15 protein-coding genes are annotated in these 18788 nt (G+C 64.2%); 5 read left to right on the top strand and 10 right to left on the bottom strand.

Annotated features, from left to right (window positions below):
- Positions 1-423, bottom strand: a 423-nt coding sequence (locus AC07NK_RS13005; RefSeq protein ID WP_495171028.1) for a BapA/Bap/LapF family prefix-like domain-containing protein, incomplete at its 3' end; no start/stop codon positions are given.
- A gap of 483 nt (positions 424-906) precedes the next feature.
- Here AC07NK_RS13005 and AC07NK_RS13000 point away from each other — a divergent pair.
- Together AC07NK_RS13000 and AC07NK_RS12995 are read left to right on the top strand one after the other, a co-directional pair.
- Complete coding sequence (locus tag AC07NK_RS13000; protein WP_495171027.1) at positions 907-2436, top strand: hypothetical protein; 1530 nt, start codon at positions 907-909, stop codon at positions 2434-2436.
- Positions 2437-2612: 176 nt separating this feature from the next.
- On the top strand, positions 2613-4583 hold the full coding sequence (locus tag AC07NK_RS12995) for a WG repeat-containing protein (RefSeq protein ID WP_495171026.1): 1971 nt from the start codon (positions 2613-2615) through the stop codon (positions 4581-4583).
- A gap of 87 nt (positions 4584-4670) precedes the next feature.
- Here the strand turns inward: AC07NK_RS12995 and AC07NK_RS12990 are convergent, their stop codons facing one another.
- The 3 genes from AC07NK_RS12990 to AC07NK_RS12980 all read right to left on the bottom strand — a co-directional run bounded on the left by AC07NK_RS12990 (position 4671) and on the right by AC07NK_RS12980 (position 9292).
- A complete protein-coding gene (locus AC07NK_RS12990; RefSeq protein ID WP_495171025.1) occupies positions 4671-5933 on the bottom strand; it encodes an aminotransferase class V-fold PLP-dependent enzyme in 1263 nt (420 codons plus the stop codon).
- An 8-nt stretch (positions 5934-5941) separates the two neighbouring features.
- Entirely contained in the window at positions 5942-8326 is a 2385-nt protein-coding gene (locus AC07NK_RS12985) for a TonB-dependent receptor plug domain-containing protein (protein WP_495171024.1), read from the bottom strand.
- A gap of 201 nt (positions 8327-8527) precedes the next feature.
- On the bottom strand, positions 8528-9292 hold the full coding sequence (locus AC07NK_RS12980) for an AraC family transcriptional regulator (RefSeq protein ID WP_495171023.1): 765 nt from the start codon (positions 9290-9292) through the stop codon (positions 8528-8530).
- Positions 9293-9388: 96 nt separating this feature from the next.
- Between AC07NK_RS12980 and AC07NK_RS12975 the strand changes: the two genes are divergently transcribed.
- Entirely contained in the window at positions 9389-10633 is a 1245-nt protein-coding gene (locus AC07NK_RS12975; RefSeq protein ID WP_495171022.1) for an MFS transporter, read from the top strand.
- A 21-nt stretch (positions 10634-10654) separates the two neighbouring features.
- On the opposite strand, the gene AC07NK_RS12970 is transcribed toward AC07NK_RS12975, so the two are convergent.
- Positions 10655-10975, bottom strand: coding sequence for a hypothetical protein (locus tag AC07NK_RS12970; RefSeq protein ID WP_495171021.1), 321 nt, complete (start codon positions 10973-10975; stop codon positions 10655-10657).
- 40 nt (positions 10976-11015) lie between these two features.
- Positions 11016-11375: a hypothetical protein gene (locus AC07NK_RS12965; protein WP_495171020.1), complete on the bottom strand. Its 360-nt coding sequence runs from the start codon at positions 11373-11375 to the stop codon at positions 11016-11018.
- An 83-nt stretch (positions 11376-11458) separates the two neighbouring features.
- On the opposite strand from AC07NK_RS12965, the gene AC07NK_RS12960 reads away from it, so the two are divergent.
- On the top strand, positions 11459-11797 hold the full coding sequence (locus AC07NK_RS12960; protein WP_495171019.1) for a hypothetical protein: 339 nt from the start codon (positions 11459-11461) through the stop codon (positions 11795-11797).
- 40 nt (positions 11798-11837) lie between these two features.
- On the opposite strand, the gene AC07NK_RS12955 is transcribed toward AC07NK_RS12960, so the two are convergent.
- From AC07NK_RS12955 to AC07NK_RS12940, 4 genes are read right to left on the bottom strand one after another with little or no spacing between them, the layout of a single operon-like run.
- Complete coding sequence (locus AC07NK_RS12955; protein WP_495171018.1) at positions 11838-12839, bottom strand: DUF2891 domain-containing protein; 1002 nt, start codon at positions 12837-12839, stop codon at positions 11838-11840.
- Positions 12836-13798, bottom strand: a complete 963-nt coding sequence (locus AC07NK_RS12950; protein WP_495171017.1) for a DUF979 domain-containing protein — start codon at positions 13796-13798, stop codon at positions 12836-12838. Before AC07NK_RS12950 ends, AC07NK_RS12955 begins: the two co-directional genes overlap by 4 nt.
- Entirely contained in the window at positions 13795-14457 is a 663-nt protein-coding gene (locus AC07NK_RS12945; RefSeq protein ID WP_495171016.1) for a DUF969 domain-containing protein, read from the bottom strand. The genes AC07NK_RS12950 and AC07NK_RS12945 overlap by 4 nt, the downstream gene beginning before the upstream one ends.
- 7 nt (positions 14458-14464) lie before the next feature.
- The gene (locus AC07NK_RS12940) at positions 14465-14974 is read right to left on the bottom strand and encodes a winged helix DNA-binding protein (RefSeq protein WP_495171015.1); all 510 of its coding nucleotides are present in this window, start codon (positions 14972-14974) and stop codon (positions 14465-14467) included.
- A gap of 115 nt (positions 14975-15089) precedes the next feature.
- On the opposite strand from AC07NK_RS12940, the gene AC07NK_RS12935 reads away from it, so the two are divergent.
- On the top strand, positions 15090-18686 hold the full coding sequence (locus AC07NK_RS12935) for a hydantoinase B/oxoprolinase family protein (RefSeq protein WP_495171014.1): 3597 nt from the start codon (positions 15090-15092) through the stop codon (positions 18684-18686).
- Positions 18687-18788 lie beyond the last annotated feature (102 nt).

The raw sequence follows: 18788 nt of genomic DNA, 5'->3' as shown, positions 1-18788 counted from the left end.
ACCATCGTCCGCCGAGTCCGCAAGCCCAATGGCAGCAACACCGCCAAAGCTCAGCAAGCCGAGAAGCGCCGATTTCGTTGTGGACAAAGTGCCACCGTCGCCAGCGGCGATCAGTTCATCCAGGTCGTTGAGGAGCGTGTATTTCGTGCCGTCATAACCGGGCGTTACCAGCCATTGACTGCCTTGATCGTCGAGCAGCACCAGGTCATTCGCATTGACCTGCTCAGGAGAATAAAAGCCTTCGACGCGAATGATTTCGCCATTGATCAGGCGGATGAGGAGATCGTTCCCTTCCCGGCTGACATCTGCAACATCAGCTCGGTCAAGATGGATCCGGAGAATGGTCGGCGCGTCGATTTGAATAGCGTTGCCAGACGCTAGGGTGATCGTGCCGGTCTGTTTGTCGATCAGCTCAATCTTCATATCGTACCCCCGGGCCCAGCCAGGCATCATCCGAACATTCGAGCATCTGATGCGTTGAAGCTGACTCTATCGTGCGGCAACGAGACAACGGTGAGGAGGCTGCGACTATTTCAGAATCGGAATTAATTTCCTCGCCGACTCTCGGAATTCGAAGGCAGTTTCGCTCATCGCGGTAAACTGAAAGTGTAGAAAATTCGGAGATTCATGCATTTTGAACAAATATTCTTGTTCTTATCCATCAGATCGGCTGCAATGATCCTTCACGCAGCCTTAATTTCCATCAGAGAATGCCAGCTACTCAAGCCAAATCTGAAAGAATGGTCGCTTTCAGGATTGCTCGTCGACTGCCAGACTGACCGATATTGGGGCGCAAAGCTGCCGGTCGATGCATGACCTGCAGAGCCAGCTTCGAAAGGCGGACATGACCTGCCTCACGCCAGCTTCATGTCGATTAACGCAATGGCAGGCAAAGATCGACATAGCGTGAGCCGCAATCTCGCCCGAGCAGAAGAGGCGTTGGCGGTCATGCTGCGATACACACTCTCGATGGTTTCGCTTTCCTCTCCACAAAATGATTCTCCTACCAGGATGCCCAGCCTCTCGATCTTCGCAAAGCTGCTCCTGGCCGCATCAGCCGCGTTCCTTGCTGCGGGCGAACCTGCTCATGCTCAGAAGGCTGAGCCCGCCCAGAACGAAGTGATTTGCACCAGCATTCTGCGACTATGGCAGGGCTCAGTCGAAGACACCCGTCAGATCGATTCGGTCCCGGTGCCGAAGCGCTTTCGCGACAGTCTGGAATCGAGGGATCCGTGTCAGTCAATGCAGCTCGATCGCGGGGGTCTGATCGACTGGCACCTGAAGTTCGGCACGGCATCGAGCGTCGAAGCTGCGTTGGCCTATCTGGAGGAGCGCCATTTTGGCCAGCCCCAGCTCACGCCACAACGCTACGTCCCCGCACTGCAGAAAGCCTTTCAGGCTGCGAAGCGGGATCTCGAAAGGGCCGCCAAGCTCGTCCAGCCGCAGGGTGCGGCCTATTCGGTTCGGCAACGCTATTTGAACAAAAGCCCCTCGGTTGGAGCCTTGCGCCAGCTTCTGAGAGATCGCGATGGTTTTCTCTCCTTTGGCGAACAGTATCTCAGGGCTGCGGAGGAATTCAGCTCACCTCGCCTGCTCGCCAGGGCGGATGCCTATCTCGAGCCTGTTTTCGAAGCGACCCGGTATCTCGCTCCGCTGGAAAGCGAGGCACCGGTAGCGGGTTTGCTCTACTTCAACCTCCATGGCTTTCGCGTGGACGATCTGTGGGCAAGGTCGGCGATCCTGGGCGCACGCCTGTCTGGCACCAAAGCGGCGATCGAGCGCGCGCGAGCGCTTCTGACGTCGCAGCTGCGGCCGGACTATGTTCGTATCGCCGAAACGGCGTTCAGCGGCGGAAGCGATTTTTGCGACATCAGTTCCGGCTGGAGCCGGTCCGAGCAAATCGCGGCGGCGTGCCGGGCTGACGACGACAATCAAACCCGGATATCGAACTATTGGACCAACCGTGCGACCTTCGATGCGATCTTCGATCGGGGAAGCGAGATGGACGGGCAGGCGACCATGACGGCAAGCGTGCCTGGCAGCGATTATCTCGCTTTGCGGCTCCTGCGGCTCGAGGGCCTGAGCGAAAATGGCGGGCGCTGCTGCGGGCGCAGCGCGGGCGATGATCTTCTGCGGATTCTGATTGCCGATGCGGAAGGGAAGATCAGGCTCATTCAACGTCGCCTGGCGGGTGAGAAGGTTCAGGATGTTGAACTGAGCTGGCGAGAGGCGCTCGATCGGCTGCAGGAAGCCGAACAGCTGGCGCGCCCTTATCAAGCGATGGGACGGTTTCAGCGAATCGGTGCGAAGTGGCTGGAAGTCTGGTCGATGGGTGAGCACCTGTTTGCAGCTACTGATGGCGGCCGCGATCCCAGGCTGAATCCCGACCTGCAGCGTTACGCCAAGTATCTCGGCTCGAACCTTCGCCCTCAATAGGGAGAGACGGACGAAGGGCGCGTTGGCGGCGATCGCCAGCGCGGCTTCCATGGTGAATGGATGCTGGTTTGCGGTTATCCCGTGCTGGCATCGCGAAGCGGCTTAACCCGGTCTCAAGCTTACTGTCTGAGCCTGGCGGAATGCAGTTTGGTGGATGGATCAGGCGACATGGGAGAATGACCATTATCTCGATGCTTGTCGGACTGGCTTTTGCAGCGCTCGTCATGGGCCCGCAGCATGCCGCCTATGGTTCCTATGATCGCCCGAACGGTGCGACCGAAGCAACGAGTCGTCTGAATGCGGGCTCATCGCCGAAGCTATCGGCCCAATCTATCGGCGATGGAACTGATCTACGCCGACGCTGCGGCGGCGCGTTTCAGCTTTGCGGGTATATCGATGCCGAAACCGAGAGCGAGCGCATTCAGCAGCGGTTCGAGGTCGCCGAGCCCTTCAGCCAGGGCCTCGCCGCGGTGCGGGTCGATGGCCTCTACGGCTATATCGACCCGACCGGGCGGATGGTGATCGCGCCGCGGTTCGAAGCTGCGGGCAGCTTCGCCGGCGGCTATGCCGAGGTTCGGATGAACGATGCGTCCGGGATCATCGATCGATCGGGCCGGCTGGTGATACCGGCACGCTTCCATCGCATCCTCCCGTTCAACAAAGATAACTTTGTCGCCACGCCGTTGCGAAAGCGCGAAGGGTGGCTGGGCGCTTCCGGACAACGCCTGGAGGGGCTTTCGAACCCCACCTTCTTCAGCCCCGATGCCGCTGGTCTCTATCACCTCCGCAAGGGATGGCTGACCGGCAAGGACCTGCATTTCAGCCTGTTTGATGCGCCGGCGCGCGGCTTGATATGGGCTCGGGAAGGCAAGGAGGCTGAGGAGAAATGGGGCCTGCTTCGGTCTGACGGCACCTGGCAGGTATCGCCCCGCTACAACCATGTTCAACGTCTGGTGGAGACGCACGCAATCGTTACGTCGATGCCGGACCCTTCGCTGCCGCCACTACAGGCCCGCGAGAGGATTCGTTGGGGCGCGGTCGATCGCAATGGAAAATTGGCAGTCCCGCTCAAATTCGCCCATCTGAGCTATTGGGGCGGAGGATATGGCCGCGCTCATGAAGAACGGCCGTACCGGCCGGATGGCCGTGCCAATCGTGAACGGATGGCCTTTGTAAAGGCAGACGGCACGCTGCTCGCCAATCGTTACTTCGACGCCGTGGAGATGGTGGAGAAGGGGCGGCTTCCGCGCGCACGGATCGGCGCTATTTGGTATAGCATTGCGCCTGACGGTCGTCTGCTCACCGATCAGCGCGACGACACCGCGCTGGTGGAATGTCCGGCCGGACTGAGCATTCTGCACCGCGGTGAGATGATCGAATTCCGTCAGCCGAACGGCAAGACGATCGGGCAGTTCGACAAGGCATATTATCAATCGCGCGACTGCCCTGGGCCGTTCTCGGCGAAGCGCGATGGCAAATGGTACATCATCATCGAGAACGGCACGCTGCTGGGGGGAAGCACGGGGTTCGACAATCTGCAGGGGACCAACGGCAAGCATTTCGCTGTTCAGGTAGCCGGAAAATGGGGCATCATTGACCGCTCCGGCAATTTCACCGTCACCCCGCAATTCGCTGTGCTCCGACCAGATCGTAACGCGACGTTCGTGGTCGGAACGGGCGACGGTGCGTACTGGATCAACGGGTCGGGCGCGCGGGTGAATCGGCCGGATAGCGGCGCCGAACGCTCGCTGAACTGCAGTGGCGGACTGCGTTTCTTCCAGCGGGCCGGACTATGGGGTTTGCAAAACGAACAGGGAGAGACTGTGATCGCGCCGCGTTTCCGGGCGCTCTCATGCTTCGCGCAAGGTGTGACCTGGACCGCATTGCCCGGCGCAGCGCGCTGGTGCGCGATCGGCCCCAACGGGGAGCCGCGGGCAAAGCTCGCCTGCCACGAGAGATATTACCCCATGCATGTGACCCACCACGCCCCCGAAAAGTTCAGCGACGATGCCTTTGAGAATAGCGTGCTGTGGACTCGAGCATGGCTCGACTATCAGGCAGGCACACGCGACCAGCCGCCGACCTGGATCCCGGACAGAGGAAATGGCGGGTCCTATACCGTGATGCCGGGGCCAGCACTGAACTAACCCGACCACTCAAGCGATAAGATGTTATCGATCCGAAATGAAGACGGCAGCGGATACCCTATGCAAGAAGCCGCCTCCGGCCATTTTTCAACGCCTGGCCAGCCCGCGCTCCTCGGTCAATGCCCGTGCCAGAGCATCCATGTCGTCGAGGCTATTGAACAGCGCCGGTGTCACCCGCACGCATGCACCCTTCGCCGGTCCGTCGCGATGTACGGTGAAGATACGGTGGCGCTCGAGCAAGCGCGTAGCGAGTGCCGCATTGTCTTTGACACTGGTCGCACCGCGCAGGCGGAAGGACGTGATCCCGCCGTGCAGCTCCGGATCGTCGGGCGTCAGCACCTCGATTCCAGCCAGGGGACGAACCGCTGCCACCCAGCGGTCACGCAGCATCCGCAACCGCCCGGCACGGCGGGTGCGGCCGATTGCCTGCTGAAAGCCCAGCGCGGCGGGCACCGTGAGCAGCGCGGCGAAATCGCTGGTCCCGGGATGCACCCGTGCCATCACCGTATCCGGGCCATTCGCCGGCTCGGCGGGGTCCCGGTCGATCCGCGCCAGCGCAGACTTGCGAATATGGATCGCGCCGACGCCCAGCGGTGCGCCGAGCCATTTATGGCAATTGATGCCGACGAAATCGCAATCGAGATCCGCCAGATTCATGTCGAGCTGACCCCAGCTATGCGCGGCGTCGACGATCGTATCGATGCCACGGGCGCGCGCCATCGCGGCGATCTCGCGCACCGGAAGCACCAGCCCTGTACGATGGCTGAGATGCGTCAGCAGGACCAATCGCAGGCGCGGGTTTGCCGCAAATGCCGCGGCATAGGCATCGATCAGCGCCTGCCGTGTGGCCGGCTCGGGCAGCGCGATGCGGGTCACGGAAACACCGCGCCGCACCCGCAGATGCTCCATACAATCTTGCATGCTGTCATAGTCGAGATCGGCGTAGAGCACCGCATCGCCCGGCTGTAGCCGGTTATAGCCAAGGATCAGCGCCTTGAGCGCTTCGGTCGCGTTGCGGGTGAAAGCGATCTCCTCCGCCGGCACCCCCAGTTCGGCCGCCAGCGCCTCGCGCACCGCCATCGCATCGGCGCCGAAGCGGCGGCGGGTATAATAGCTGGTGTCGCGGTTCACCCGAACCAGTTGCTCCTTGTACGCCTCCAGCACCGGCCGGGCCATCATGCCCCAATTGCCGTTCTCGAGCTGGATCACATCGCGCGTCACGTCATACTGGGCGGCAATGCCGCGCCAGTAGTCCTCGTCGTCGGCGCGCACGGCCGCCGCCGGAGCTGCGTGCGCGGCCGCCGGCAGGGCGGCAAGTCCGGTCAGCAGCGTCCGGCGGTTCATAATCATTCCCTTCTTCAGAAATTCACGCCCAGACGGACATAATACTGGCCGCCGTCGGTGTCATAGGGGGCGTTGCGCGAATAGATGAGCCCGCGCACCGCCTGGTTGGTTGCCTCGTCCGGATGGGTGTCGAACACATTCTCCGCGCCTGCTCGCAGGGTGAAATGCTCGTCGAAACGATAGGCAACCGCAACGTCGAACAGCGCGATGCCGCCGAAGCGCTGGAACAGCTCGCCGGTGGCGTTGCCGCTGACATCGGTCCACCCGCCATAATAGCGGCCCCGCAACAACATCGAGAAGCCGCCGACCTCATAGCCGAGCGATGCGGTGCCGTTGTTCTGCGGCAACCGCTCCTCGAACACGCGGCGCTGCGTCTCGTTCGGGATGGCAGCGCTGGTGCCGCTTCGCACCTTCGTGTTGTTGTAATTATAGGCAAGCGTCGCGGTGGCGCGGCCCGGACCCAGATTGCGCGCATAATTCAGCACCACATCGACGCCGCGGGTGCGGGTATCGAAGTCGTTGGTGAAATAGCTGACCGAGGTGAAGCGCTGCGGATTGGGGAAGCTCGCCGGCACCGCAAAGGTGCGCGACTGGCTGAACCGGTCGTCGACGTCGATCTGATAGAGGTCGATGCTGCCGCTGAAGCCGATATCCGTCTGGAAAGTAAGCCCGGCGGTCAGCGTCTTCGACGTCTCCGGGGTCAGCGGCTTGGCGCCGAGCGCGGTCGCCAGCGGATCGCTCGGCGACAGCCGCCCCTGGTTGAAGATCTGAAGCGTGACGGTGTCCAGACCCTGGGTGGTCTGGATGCTGTTGAGCTGCCCCGGAGTCGGCGCGCGGAAGCCGGTCGACCAGGTCGCTCGCGCCGCGATTCCCTCAACCGGTTCGATCCGTGCGGCGAGCTTGTAGTTGAAGGTATCGCCGAATGCCGAGAAATCCTCGTAACGCCCCGCCGCGCCGAGCGTCAGCATCTCCACCGGCCGCCATTCGAGATCGATGTAGCCGGCATAGCTGGTCTGATCCCAGCTACCGGCCGCCGCGCTGCTGAAGCCGGGGAAGCCGTTCGAGCTGGGGGCAAGACCCGTCGCCGCGCCCGGCCCGATCGCGTAGGAGGCCGGATCGCCCGCGCCGACCTTGTATGTCTCGCGGCGGCGTTCGGCACCGAACGCGATGTTGAGCGGTTCGGCCCCGCCCACCGGGAGGCGATAGACGAAGTCGGCGTTGATGTTGAACTCGCGCTGTTCCAGCCGGCCGATATAGAAGCTGGTCGGGCTCAGCGGCCCCATCGATGCGTTGAGGCTCTCGCGCATGGTGTAGTCGATGCGACTACGGCCATAGCCGACACTGAGATCGTAGCTGAACGCGTCGCTCAGCGCGCCGCGAATCCCCGAATTGACCTGAACATCGCTGTATTCGGTGCCGAAACGCGGGGTGAATCCCGCAGGGTAGATCGTGCGGAAAGAGAAACCCGGAAACGCGCTGCTGGGATTGTAGACGTTCGCGGTTCCTGCCGGATTGCGCCAGTTGAAATCGGTCACGCCTTCGCCCGACTGCGCGGTGATGAAGGTATAGAGCGCGGCTTCTTCGGTGACCTCATAGCGTGCGTCGACCGATCCGCGGATGCGCTCCTCATCGGGTTGCCCCCAGCGCTGCACCGGATTGGGCACCTTGATCGTGGGATTGGCATTCTGGAAAGCGACAGCGTCGGGGCGCTGGCGCGTGCGTGAGGTTGCCTCGGACTTATCGTACTGGCCGGTGAAGACGATGCTGCCGCGCTCGCCCAGTGCGATGCCACCGCGCACGCCGCCCTGATACTCGTTGCCGTCGCCGGCGAAATACTGGGAGAACTGGCCGAAGGCTTCCATGCCCGGCTTATCCTCGAGGATGATGTTGATCACGCCCGCGATGGCGTCCGATCCATATTGCGCCGAAGCGCCGTCGCGCAGCACTTCAATGCGCTTGATCGCCAGCGAAGGGATGCTCGCAAGATCAGGGGCCTGCGCGCCGCGTGTGCCGAGCAGCGCCGAACGGTGATAGCGCTTGCCGTTGAGGAGGACGAGCGTCTGGTCCGGAGAAAGGCCGCGCAGCGTGGCGGGGCGCACGAACGCGAGGCCGTCCGCCGCAGGCAGGCGCTGAACGTTGAACGAAGGCAGCAGCTGGGCGATCGTGTCGGAAAGATCACCGGACACGCTGGAACGCACCGCGTCGGCCGACAGGACATCAACCGGCGCGAGCGTGTCGAACTGGGTACGCGAACGCTCGCGTGTGCCGGTTACGACGACGACGCCGTCGTCGGTGCCGGCATCGCCCGCCGCATCGGCGGCGACAGCCAGGGTCTGCGCCGTGGCGGGCGCGCAAGCAAAGGTGAGCGCGGCGAGCACGCTGGTAGCGGTGAGCTTCATACTGTCCCCAAGATGCGCCGGTGTCAGGACGCGCCGGCTTGGAGGGGCGGCTAGTCCTCGCGTTCTTCATTTTGATGACGGGACGGCGACAGTTCGGAGATACGGCTGCGAGGTTGATGCAGGGGCCGGGGATATGCAGGACACCCTCGCCATATGGCCTGTCGCTCCGCGCGTTTCTGCCGCCTTCGAACAGGCGCGAAATTACGGCAAGCGGTAACGGCTCGGCGGAACGCCGAGCATGCGCTTGAACATTGTGGAAAAATTGCCCGGGCCATCATAGCCGAGATCATAGGCAATCGACGTCACCGGCTCTCCCGCCGCCAGTTTTGGAAGGGCTGCTGAAAGGCAGGCTTGCTGGCGCCACTCAGAGAAGCTCATCCCCGTTTCTCGCCGGAAGAACCGGGTGAAGCTGCGGCGGTTGATTCCCATCGCGTCCGCCCATTCGTCGATTGTCGCGGCAGCGTTCGGTCGCTTCAGGAACGCATGGCATCGCCTTGCAAGCGCGGGATCCGACGGAAATGGAACCGCCAACGGGATCAGCGGCGCACCATCGATTTCCGCCATCAGCAGATGCATGACCAATCCGTCACGCCCGGCAACATCATAGTCGGGCGGCACATGCGCGGCGGCGGAAAGCAGGTGGCGAAGCAGCGGCGACACGCCGACGACCTGACACGCGTCTCCCCGCCGCAGGCACTCCTCAGGTTCGACGAGAACGCTGCGGGTCTGCACCGCACCCACCATCCGCACTGAATGCGGGGTGCCGCCGGGAATCCAGACGGCGCGTTCCGGCGGCGCCACCCATGCACCGGTAGGTGTGCTGACGGCCATCACGCCGGTCGCGGCATAGAGAAACTGACTGCGGCGATGTCGATGCTCGGCCAGCTCGAACGAGTCCGGATAGTCGTGACCGATCGCGATGACCGGCCGCGCCACATGATCATTCTCATCCGGATAAAATTGCACGACTGTCCCACTCGCAGAAATGATTGGCTCATACAAGGAAGCGGGAAAGGTATGCGCTTGCTAGAGGCCCGCCTCCAAGAACCGAAAGATCCGATCGTGACCGATTCCGCCGCCGCCCTGACCGCCAGTCCCGACATCCTTGTCCCCGCTGCGGCGCGTCAGGATGGACCGAAGCTCGTGGTGCAAATCGTCGGCGCGGTCGCGGTCGCCCATCTTCTGAACGACCTGATCCAGGCGGTGCTCCCCGCCATCTATCCGCTGCTCAAGGAGAAGTATCACCTGAGCTTCGGCCAGATCGGATGGATCGCGCTCGTCTATCAGATCACCGCTTCGCTGCTTCAGCCATGGATCGGTCTCTACACCGACAAGCGCCCCCTGCCCTATCTGCTGCCGCTTGGCATGATCGTGACGCTGGCAGGCGTCGGCGGTCTCGCGATGGCCGACAGCTATGCCGCTCTGATCCTTGCGTCCGCCGTTATCGGCGTCGGATCGGCGACCTTCCACCCGGAGGCCTCGCGCGTCGCACGGATGGCGTCGGGCGGTCGGTTCGGGACGGCGCAGTCGGCCTTTCAGGTCGGCGGCAATACCGGTTCGGCGCTTGGCCCCATCGTCGCGTCCGTCATCATCCTGCCGTTCGGACAGACAGCAGTCGGCTGGCTCGCTTTCGTCGCCATCGCCGCGATCTGGGTGCTCTTCGGCGTCACCCGGTGGCGGGTTCAGCACAGCCGGGCGCAGGCCAGCGCGCCCGCTGTCGCCCATGTTTCGCCGCACAGCCGCCGTGAAATCATCCGAGCTCTTTCGGCGATCGGCATCCTCATGTTCGCAAAATTCATCTACATCGGCGCCTTCACCAACTACTTCACCTTCTACCTCATCGAACGGTTCGACCTGACCGCGCGCGAGTCCCAATTCTATCTCTTCTGCTTCCTTGCGGCGGTCGCAGCCGGAACCTTTGCCGGCGGACCGGTCGGTGATCGCATCGGCCGAAAGGCCGTCATCTGGGCGTCCTTTCTCGGGGTCGCGCCCTTCGCGATGATCCTGCCGCACGCCAATCTCTTCTGGACGGCACTCTTCGCCATCTCGATTGGCCTGATCATGTCATCGGCATTCGCCGCGCTCGTCGTCTATGCTCAGGAGCTCGTCCCCGGCCGCGTCGGGTTGGTGTCGGGATTGATGTTCGGCCTGATGTTCGGGATCAGCGGGATCGGGGCAGCAGGACTCGGCCAGCTTGCGGACGTCTACGGCATCGTCTGGGTGTACAAGTTCTGCGCCTATCTGCCCCTTCTGGGCCTCGCGACAATCCTGCTACCGCGTTCCGAAGAGCATCGCCGGGCCATCTGAGTAACACCTGGCTAACGGCTTCTAGTCGCCGTTGGCATCGACCATGAAGACCATGGTCTTGCCGCGCGACGCCGGGTCCCATCCTGCCAGCAATGCGGCCCGCACGCCTCGTGAGGCGATCGCATCGTTGATATGCGTACGCCCCTTGGGCAATCCCCTCAGAAGACGTTTCGGCGTGGGGAATTCCAGCACGGCCTCCCGCGGCATATCCTGCTGACGCAACAGGACCGTCATGCCCTTCCAGCCATCGGCAGAGGAGAGTTGGGGCTCGCTCTGGAGCTCCCAGTCATATTTGAATCCGTCGATTTCGACAGTGCCACCGGGGCCGCGCGAATGAAGCATATCATCGCCTTAGCATGCCCGCGACAGCACTCCACCCATCTCACTGTTGCCGTAGCGTCTTCTCGAATCCCTCATTCGCCTTCGTCATCTTCGCTATTTTCCTCAGATGTGTGCGAACATGCCGTTCGAACCGCGTATCGTCATAGACACTCGTCGTCTGATACTCGTCCTGGCCGATCAGCTCCTTGAGACGCGCAGCGAACTCAGCCTGATCGCTTGTGCAGGCGGCGCCCTTCAGCGCGCGGCAGGCCCATTCCTCGGCAGCGGCCTTGTCATAATCGTCCCGCGCCTCATAGCCGCGCCGGTCCGCCGCCGCCTGATCCAGTCGCGATGCCTCGAAACGACGCTCAAGCCATTTGCGGACGAGCTCTCCGTCCCATGGTTTCGAGGAGTTCGTCATCGTTCACTTCCTGAATTTGCCAATGTGACGCCGCCGTTCGCATCGCTATAGGCTTAACGCAATCAAGGCAGTTAGATCGGCCTATGGCCCGCAAGCGTTCGAAACACGATCCCTATGACCATCTTCCGCCGGAAGACGAGACTCCGGCAGCGCCGGTGCTCTGCTGGCTCTGTGGGCGACCGACCGGCAAGACCATTATCTGGCATCATCCCGTGCCCAAGAGCCGCGGAGGCCGCGATGTCGTGCCGATGCACTCGATCTGCCAGCAGACGTTGATCGCCAATTTCACCAACTCCGAACTCCAGCGCCATGGCATGGAGGTGGCGGGCCTGCTGGATAATCCGAACGTGCGCAAATTCGTGGATTGGGTCGCGAACAAGGATCCGGATTTCACCGCGACGATTGCCAAGAAGCAGCGCTGATACCGACGTAAACCTCGAGCAGTCCTCCGCGCGGGGCTGCCTAATCCGCCGCTTCCAGCGCAAGCAGAGCGAAACTGGCAAGCCAGTGCTCACCCATATAGTCGCCGACGACGTGCTCCATCGCAGCGTCGAGGTGATCGCCCGCCGCGAACAGCAGCTGCGCACCCGCCTCGCGATCCGCCAGCCCTGCCGCAATGCCGCGCATCGCCCAGGCACGGCTGAGATTCAGCCCGTCCAGATGCGCGAACTTGCCGTCGCTGCGGTCGCTGACCAGGGCGGGCCGGAACAACGCCGCCGGCTCCCATTCGACCAGACGCGGAAAGAAACGCGAGAGCCAGTCGGCAAATTGTCCGGGTGGAAGCAGCGTTTTCATCGCCAGCGCCTCGATCAGCAGCGGCGACAGGAAATCCTCCCCGCTCGGTTCGAGCGCCTGCACCCCTGCATCGTGGCCGAACCATTCCCACGCCCGGTTCGCGAGCAGCGAGCCCAGTCGCCGATCCTCAACGGCATCGGCATATCGCGCCGCCAGCACGAGCGCGAAGGCCGTGTTGTTGTGCGTCCCGGCACGGACCGGGTAGGTCAGCAACGGCAAATAGCGACCGAACGCGCCTGCGAAGTAATCGGCCAGCGGTTGCAGCGCCGCCGCATGCGGCGAACGGGACCGGTGCAACTCGGCCGACAGCATCAGCAGCCACGCCCAGCCATAGGGCCGCTCAAACCCGCGCGAAGATGGGCGCGCGGCATAATCGCGTTCGACAGCGACCTTCTCCGGCGTGAATGCGTCCGCGAACAGCGCATCGATCGCATTCGCCTCGGGCAGCTCGGGAAAACGGTGCCGCAGCCGTGCGAGCAGCCAATAACCATGAACGCAGCTATGCCAGTCGAAGCTGCCGTAAAAGATCGGGTGAACCTCGCGCGGAATATAGGCGTCGGCGTCACCTGTCATGACGTGGTCGGCCTTGTGCGGATATTCGCGCGTCACATGACCCAGCGCCGTGCGGGCAAAGAGGCTGGCGAGATCCGGGGAAAGCGAGTGGGTCACCAGGGGCCTCCGGGAAAGGCGACGAACGCCATAAGCAGAATGTTGAAGACGAGCAGGATCAGCGCCGTGGGCGTCTGGACGCGGATCACCGCATGCCGGTCCCGCAGTTCCAGCACGGCCGCGGGCACGATGTTGAAATTGGCCGCCATCGGCGTCATCAGCGTGCCGCAGAACCCCGCCAGCATGCCCAGCGCCACTACCGCGGCCGGATCGCCACCGAAATGCTGGATGACGAACGGGATGCCGATCCCGACGGTCATGATCGGGAAGGCCGCAAAGGCATTCCCCATCACCATCGTGAACAGCGCCATACCCAGACAATAGAGCGTGACCGCGACGAGCGGCGTAGTCATCGGGACGACACCCGCGACGCCATCGGCGACGACCGTGCCGACCCCCGCCAGCGTGAAGATTCCGCCCAGCGCCGCCAGCATCTGCGGCAGCACCATCGCCCACCCGACCGCATCGGTAAGCCGCCGCGCTTCGGCAGCGGGCACCGCCCTGCCGGCCCCCGTCAGCCGCATCGCCAGCGCGAAGGCGATCAGGATCGCCACGGCGAGTGAGACGAGGGTGACCTGCTTGGGATCAATCAACGCGACTCCGGCAATCTTCCCGTCCGGCAACAGCAGCGTGCCGGCAAGGGCGACGACCGGCACGCAAAGCGCCGGGAGGAACAGTCGCAACCCGATGCGCTCGGCGAGTGCACTTCGTTCCGCATCACTGGTACTCGACACCGGTCCGGGGCGCAGGCCCCACGCCGCCATCGCGACCATCACCAGCACGAGCAGGCCATTGATCAGGTTCGGCAGCCACGGCCCCGCCATCAGGGTCGTCGCAAACGCGCCCCAGAAGACGACGTTGCGCCAACGCGTCGACGAATTCCGGTCCATGGCGTGGTGGACAGCGACCGCCGCGGGCAGAAGCCCGGCCGCGATACCGAGCGCGTCGAGCCCGATCATCGGCTGTTTCTCCGCAGACGCCGGTCCAGCAGAAGCAGTCGAGCACCATGAATCAGGAACGCCGCGATCGCGGTCGGGATCGCCCACAGCGCGATATGGAGCGGCGCCAGGACAAAGCCATTCTGCTCCATCACTGCGCGGATCAGCAGGATCGATCCGATTGCGATGAACACATCCTCGCCGAAGAACAGCCCAATATTGTCGACCGCCGCCGCATTCGCGCGGACGAGGTCGCGGGTCTCATCATCGAGCGGCTCTCCGTCATTGGTCGCGCCTTCGGCCATCGGCGCGACGATCGGCCGGACCATCTGGACATGCCCGCCCAGCGCGGTGAGGCCCATCGCCGCGGTGATCTGGCGCAGCGCCAGATAGCCGAGCAGAAGGCGGCCGGTCGTCGCGCGCCGCAGGCGCTGGACCAGCGCCCGCGCCTTTTCGCGCAATCCGGCGCGTTCGAGCAGTCCGATCATCGGCAGCGCGAGCCAGGCGACCGCCATGAAGCGCGCATCGACAAAGGCCTTGCCGATCAGTTCGACGACCTCCAGCAGTCCGAAGCCCGCGGCGAGTGCGCTTGCAAAGGCGGCGAGGGTCACCACCAGCATCGGATGGACGCGCAGCGCGAAGCCGATGATGATGATGGCGATGCCCGACAGGACCAGCATCGCCGGCCTACAGCGTCGCGGCGGCGCGTGCCGCCTGGTTATACTGGCCCGAGACGCGGCGCAGCAGGTCGGCAGCCTCGGAAAGCGCCCCCTCCCCCGGCCCATCGGCCGCGAGCGGCGTGGCGAGCACCCGTTCCCGTACCGCCCGATAGGCGTCGCAGAATTGCCGACCTGCCTCGGTCGCGCCGACCAGCTTCTCCTTGCCGTCACGGTGCGTCTCGATCAGCCCGGCCTTTTCGAGCTTGCGGATGGCATAGGTGGCGAGGTGCGTATCCTCGATATCGAGGACGAGCGTGATGTCGTTCAGCCGTTTTGCACGGTCGCGATGCCGCACCGTGTGCAGGATCAGCACCTCGATCGGCGAGAGCTGGATCCCGGCCGCCGCCGCACAGCGCGCGATCCAGCGCTGATACGAGGTCGCCGCCAGAGTCAGGCTGAATTCCAGCTCCGACAGTGCCGGCGCCGCGCCATCGGCGAGATGCGCCGACGAGACGATCGCGCGTCTTGCCTCCGTCATGACAACCCCTCTTGATCCGGCTCTCTTTATCTGGCGGCAAAGCTCGCGCCGGATTGCGTCGCTGTCAATCTATACGTACATTATATCGATAATTTATCGATAAATCGGAGGGGTTATGTCCGCCTGGCAATTCTGGATCGACCGCGGCGGCACGTTCACCGATATCGTCGCCCGCGCGCCCGACGGCACCCTCTCCACCGCCAAGCTGCTGAGCGAGAATCCCGAACGCTACCCCGACGCCGCGATCGCCGGCATCCGCTCGATCCTCGACATCCCGCCCGACGCGCCGCTGCCCACCGACCGGATCGAGGTGGTGAAGATGGGCACGACCGTGGCCACCAATGCCCTGCTCGAGCGCAAGGGCGCCCGTACGCTGCTGCTGGTCGACCGCGGATTTGCCGACCTGCTGAGGATCGGTAACCAGACGCGTCCGCGCCTGTTCGATCTCGCCATTCATCTGCCCGAGCCGCTGTACGACGGCGTCGACGAGGTCGGCGGCAGGATCGACCCGGCGGGCAAGGTTATCGTTCCGCTCGACGACGCTGCCACCCGCTCGATGCTCGCGGCACGCCGGGCAGAAGGCTATGACGCCGTCGCGATCGCGCTTGCTCATGCCTGGGCGCATCCGGAGACCGAACAGCGCATCGCCGCGCTCGCGCGTGATGCCGGATTCGCGCAGGTCTCGGCCAGCCATGCCGTCAGTCCGCTGACCGGGCTGGTGGCGCGTGGCCGCACGACGGTTGTCGACGCCTATCTCTCACCGGTGCTGCGCCGCTATGTCGATCAGGTCGCCGGCGCGCTTGGATCAACCCCGCTTCACTTCATGCAGTCCAATGGCGGTCTGGCCGAGGCGCGGCAGTTTCAGGGCAAGGACGCGATCCTTTCCGGACCCGCAGGCGGCGTGGTCGCTGCGGCCCGCACCGCCGAGGCGGCAGGCTTCGACAAGGTGATCGGCTTCGACATGGGCGGGACGTCGACCGACGTTGCGCTCTATGCGGGCACCTTTGAACGGGTGTTCGACGCGGAGGTCGCCGGGGTCGAGATGCGCGTGCCGATGATGGCGATCGAAACGGTGGCCGCAGGCGGCGGTTCGATCCTGCAGTTCGACGGGAGCCGCTATCGCGTAGGGCCGGAAAGCGCGGGCGCCAACCCCGGACCTGCCTGCTATCGCCGCGGCGGCCCGCTCACCGTGACCGACGCGAACCTGCTGGTCGGCAAGCTTCAGGCCAGCCATTTCCCGGCGATCTTCGGCCCCGAGGGCGATGAGCCGCTCGACCGGGAAGCGGTCGAGACGGGCTTTGCCGGGCTTACCGCGCGCATCGCATCCGCCACCGGCAAGCCGCAGGATCCGCGCGCGGTTGCGGAGGGTTTCCTGACGATCGCGGTCGCCAACATGGCCGCCGCGATCAAGCGCGTCGCGCTCGAACGAGGCGAGGACGTCACCACCTTTACGCTGCAATGCTTTGGCGGCGCGGGCGGCCAGCATGCATGCCGGGTCGCCGAGGCGCTCGGGATGCGCACGGTGCTGATCCATCCGCTCGCCGGGGTGCTGTCCGCCTATGGCATGGGGCTGGCCGACCGCACTGCGATGCGCCAGCAGTCGCTCGAGCGACCGCTCGATCGCGAGGCGGTCGGGCAGATCGGGATGCTCGCGACGGCATTGGGCGATGCCGCCGCCGCCGAACTCGGCGACGGCCCGATCGAGCGCAACGCCCAGGTCCATCTCCGCTACACCGGAACCGATACCGCCCTGCCCGTCTCCTTCGGCGATGAAGCCTCGATGCGGGCGGGGTTCGAGCACGCCCATCGCGGGCGTTACGGCTTCATCACCCCGGATCGCGGGATCACCGTCGAAAGCGTGGTAGTCGAGGCGGTTCTGGCGGGGCCGACGGCCGGACTGCCGCCGCTCACGCCTCGCACCGGGGAGTCCCCTTCCCCGATCGATACCGTCACGCTCTGGACCGGCGATGCCGAGCATCTTTCCCCGGTACATGACCGCGATGCGCTGCGCCCCGGCGACCGGATCGACGGCCCCGCCCTGATCCGCGAAGCGATCGCCACCACCATGGTGGAACCGGGCTGGCAGCTGACGGTCGGCGATCAGGGCGAGCTGGTAATGCAGCATGTCGGCGCGGCGGTTCGGACCGACTACGACCTGTCGGTTGCCGATCCGGTCCAGCTCGAGCTGTTCAACACCCAATTCATGGGCATCGCCGACCGGATGGGCGTGGTGCTGCGCAACACCTCGACCAGCGTCAACATGAAGGAGCGCCTGGATTTCTCCTGCGCGCTGTTCGACGCGGAGGGGCAGCTGATCGCCAACGCGCCGCACGTCCCCGTCCATCTGGGCGCGATGGGGGAGAGCGTACGGACGGTGATCGCCAGCCGGGGCGCGTCGCTCAAGCCGGGTGACGCGATCGTGCTCAACAACCCGTTCAACGGCGGCACGCATCTTCCCGATGTGACCGTGATTTCCCCGATGTTCGATCCCGAAGGCAAGGCGATCCGCTTCTTCGTCGCCAATCGCGCGCATCATGCCGATATCGGCGGCCTGACCCCCGGTTCGACGCCGCCCGCCTCCAGCACGCTGGAAGAGGAAGGCGTGGTGATCGACGACTTCCTGCTGGTGGATGGCGGCGAATTCCGCGAGGCGGCGTTCCGCGATCTGCTGGCGAGCGCGCACTTCCCGGCGCGCAATCCCGACGTCAATGTCGCCGACATCAAGGCACAGCTCGCCGCCAACGAAACCGGCATCGCCGAGCTGGGTGCACTGGTCGATGCGCGCGGCTGGCCGATGGTCGCGGCCTATATGGGCCATGTCATGGCGCATGCCGAGGAGAGCATCCGGCGCGTCGTTACCCGCCTCTCCGGTGGCGCATTCGACTATGTCATGGATGACGGCACCCCGCTCAAGGTCGCGGTGACGATCGACCACGCGGCGCGCGCGGCAACGATCGATTTCACCGGTACCGGTCAGGCCAGCGCGGGCAATTTCAATGCGCCGCCCGCCGTGACCCGCGCGACCGTGCTCTATGCCTTTCGCTGTCTGGTCGGCGAGGATCTTCCGCTCAACGAAGGCTGCCTGGCGCCGCTCACCATCGAGTTGCCCGAAGGCAGTTTCCTGGCCCCGCCGCGCGGCAGTGCTGTGGTTGCCGGCAATACCGAGGTCAGTCAGGCCGTCTGCAACGCGCTGCTGGGTGCCCTCGGCGCCGCTGCTGCCTCGCAAGGCACAATGAACAACTTCCTGTTCGGCAACGCCCATCACCAATATTACGAGACGATCTGCGGTGGCGCGGGGGCCGGCCCGTCCTTTGCCGGCGCATCCGCGGTCCACACCCATATGACCAACACCCGCATCACCGATCCCGAGATTCTAGAGATGCGCTATCCGGTTCGGCTCGATCGCTTCGCCATCCGTCATGGATCGGGCGGTGTCGGCGGATATCGGGGCGGCGATGGTGCGGAGCGGGCAATCGTCGCGCTCGAACCGCTCACCGCGACGATCGTGGCATCGCGCAGGACCGTTGCACCGTTTGGGCTCGAGGGTGGAGAAGCGGGCGCAGTCGGGCAGCAATATGTCGAGTCCATCGACGGCGAACGCCGCGATCTGCTGGGGTGCGACGAGGTCGAACTGCAGCCCGGCGACCGTTTTGTCATCCTGACCCCAGGAGGGGGCGGGTTTGGCGCGCCCCGCAGCCAGAGGTCTCAGTGAGAAGAGTGCCGGTAGTGCCTGCGTAAAACGCAAGAAAGCCGCGGACCTTGTGGGTCAGCGGCTTTTTGTTGTGCTGTGATGATGGTTGCGGGGGTTGGATTT

It is taken from the genome of Sphingomonas sp. GW821-FHT09B04 (assembly GCF_059418285.1).
This window is presented reverse-complemented; position numbering and strand designations above follow the sequence as displayed.

Coding starts and splice junctions, on each gene's coding strand:
- AC07NK_RS12965 (WP_495171020.1), bottom strand. CDS start 11,375: ATGACGAACTCCTCGAAACCATGGGACGGAGAGCTCGTCCGCAAATGG.
- AC07NK_RS12970 (WP_495171021.1), bottom strand. CDS start 10,975: ATGCTTCATTCGCGCGGCCCCGGTGGCACTGTCGAAATCGACGGATTC.
- AC07NK_RS12950 (WP_495171017.1), bottom strand. CDS start 13,798: ATGATCGGGCTCGACGCGCTCGGTATCGCGGCCGGGCTTCTGCCCGCG.
- AC07NK_RS12985 (WP_495171024.1), bottom strand. CDS start 8,326: ATGAAGCTCACCGCTACCAGCGTGCTCGCCGCGCTCACCTTTGCTTGC.
- AC07NK_RS12960 (WP_495171019.1), top strand. CDS start 11,459: ATGGCCCGCAAGCGTTCGAAACACGATCCCTATGACCATCTTCCGCCG.
- AC07NK_RS12945 (WP_495171016.1), bottom strand. CDS start 14,457: ATGCTGGTCCTGTCGGGCATCGCCATCATCATCATCGGCTTCGCGCTG.
- AC07NK_RS12990 (WP_495171025.1), bottom strand. CDS start 5,933: ATGATTATGAACCGCCGGACGCTGCTGACCGGACTTGCCGCCCTGCCG.
- AC07NK_RS12935 (WP_495171014.1), top strand. CDS start 15,090: ATGTCCGCCTGGCAATTCTGGATCGACCGCGGCGGCACGTTCACCGAT.
- AC07NK_RS12940 (WP_495171015.1), bottom strand. CDS start 14,974: ATGACGGAGGCAAGACGCGCGATCGTCTCGTCGGCGCATCTCGCCGAT.
- AC07NK_RS12995 (WP_495171026.1), top strand. CDS start 2,613: ATGACCATTATCTCGATGCTTGTCGGACTGGCTTTTGCAGCGCTCGTC.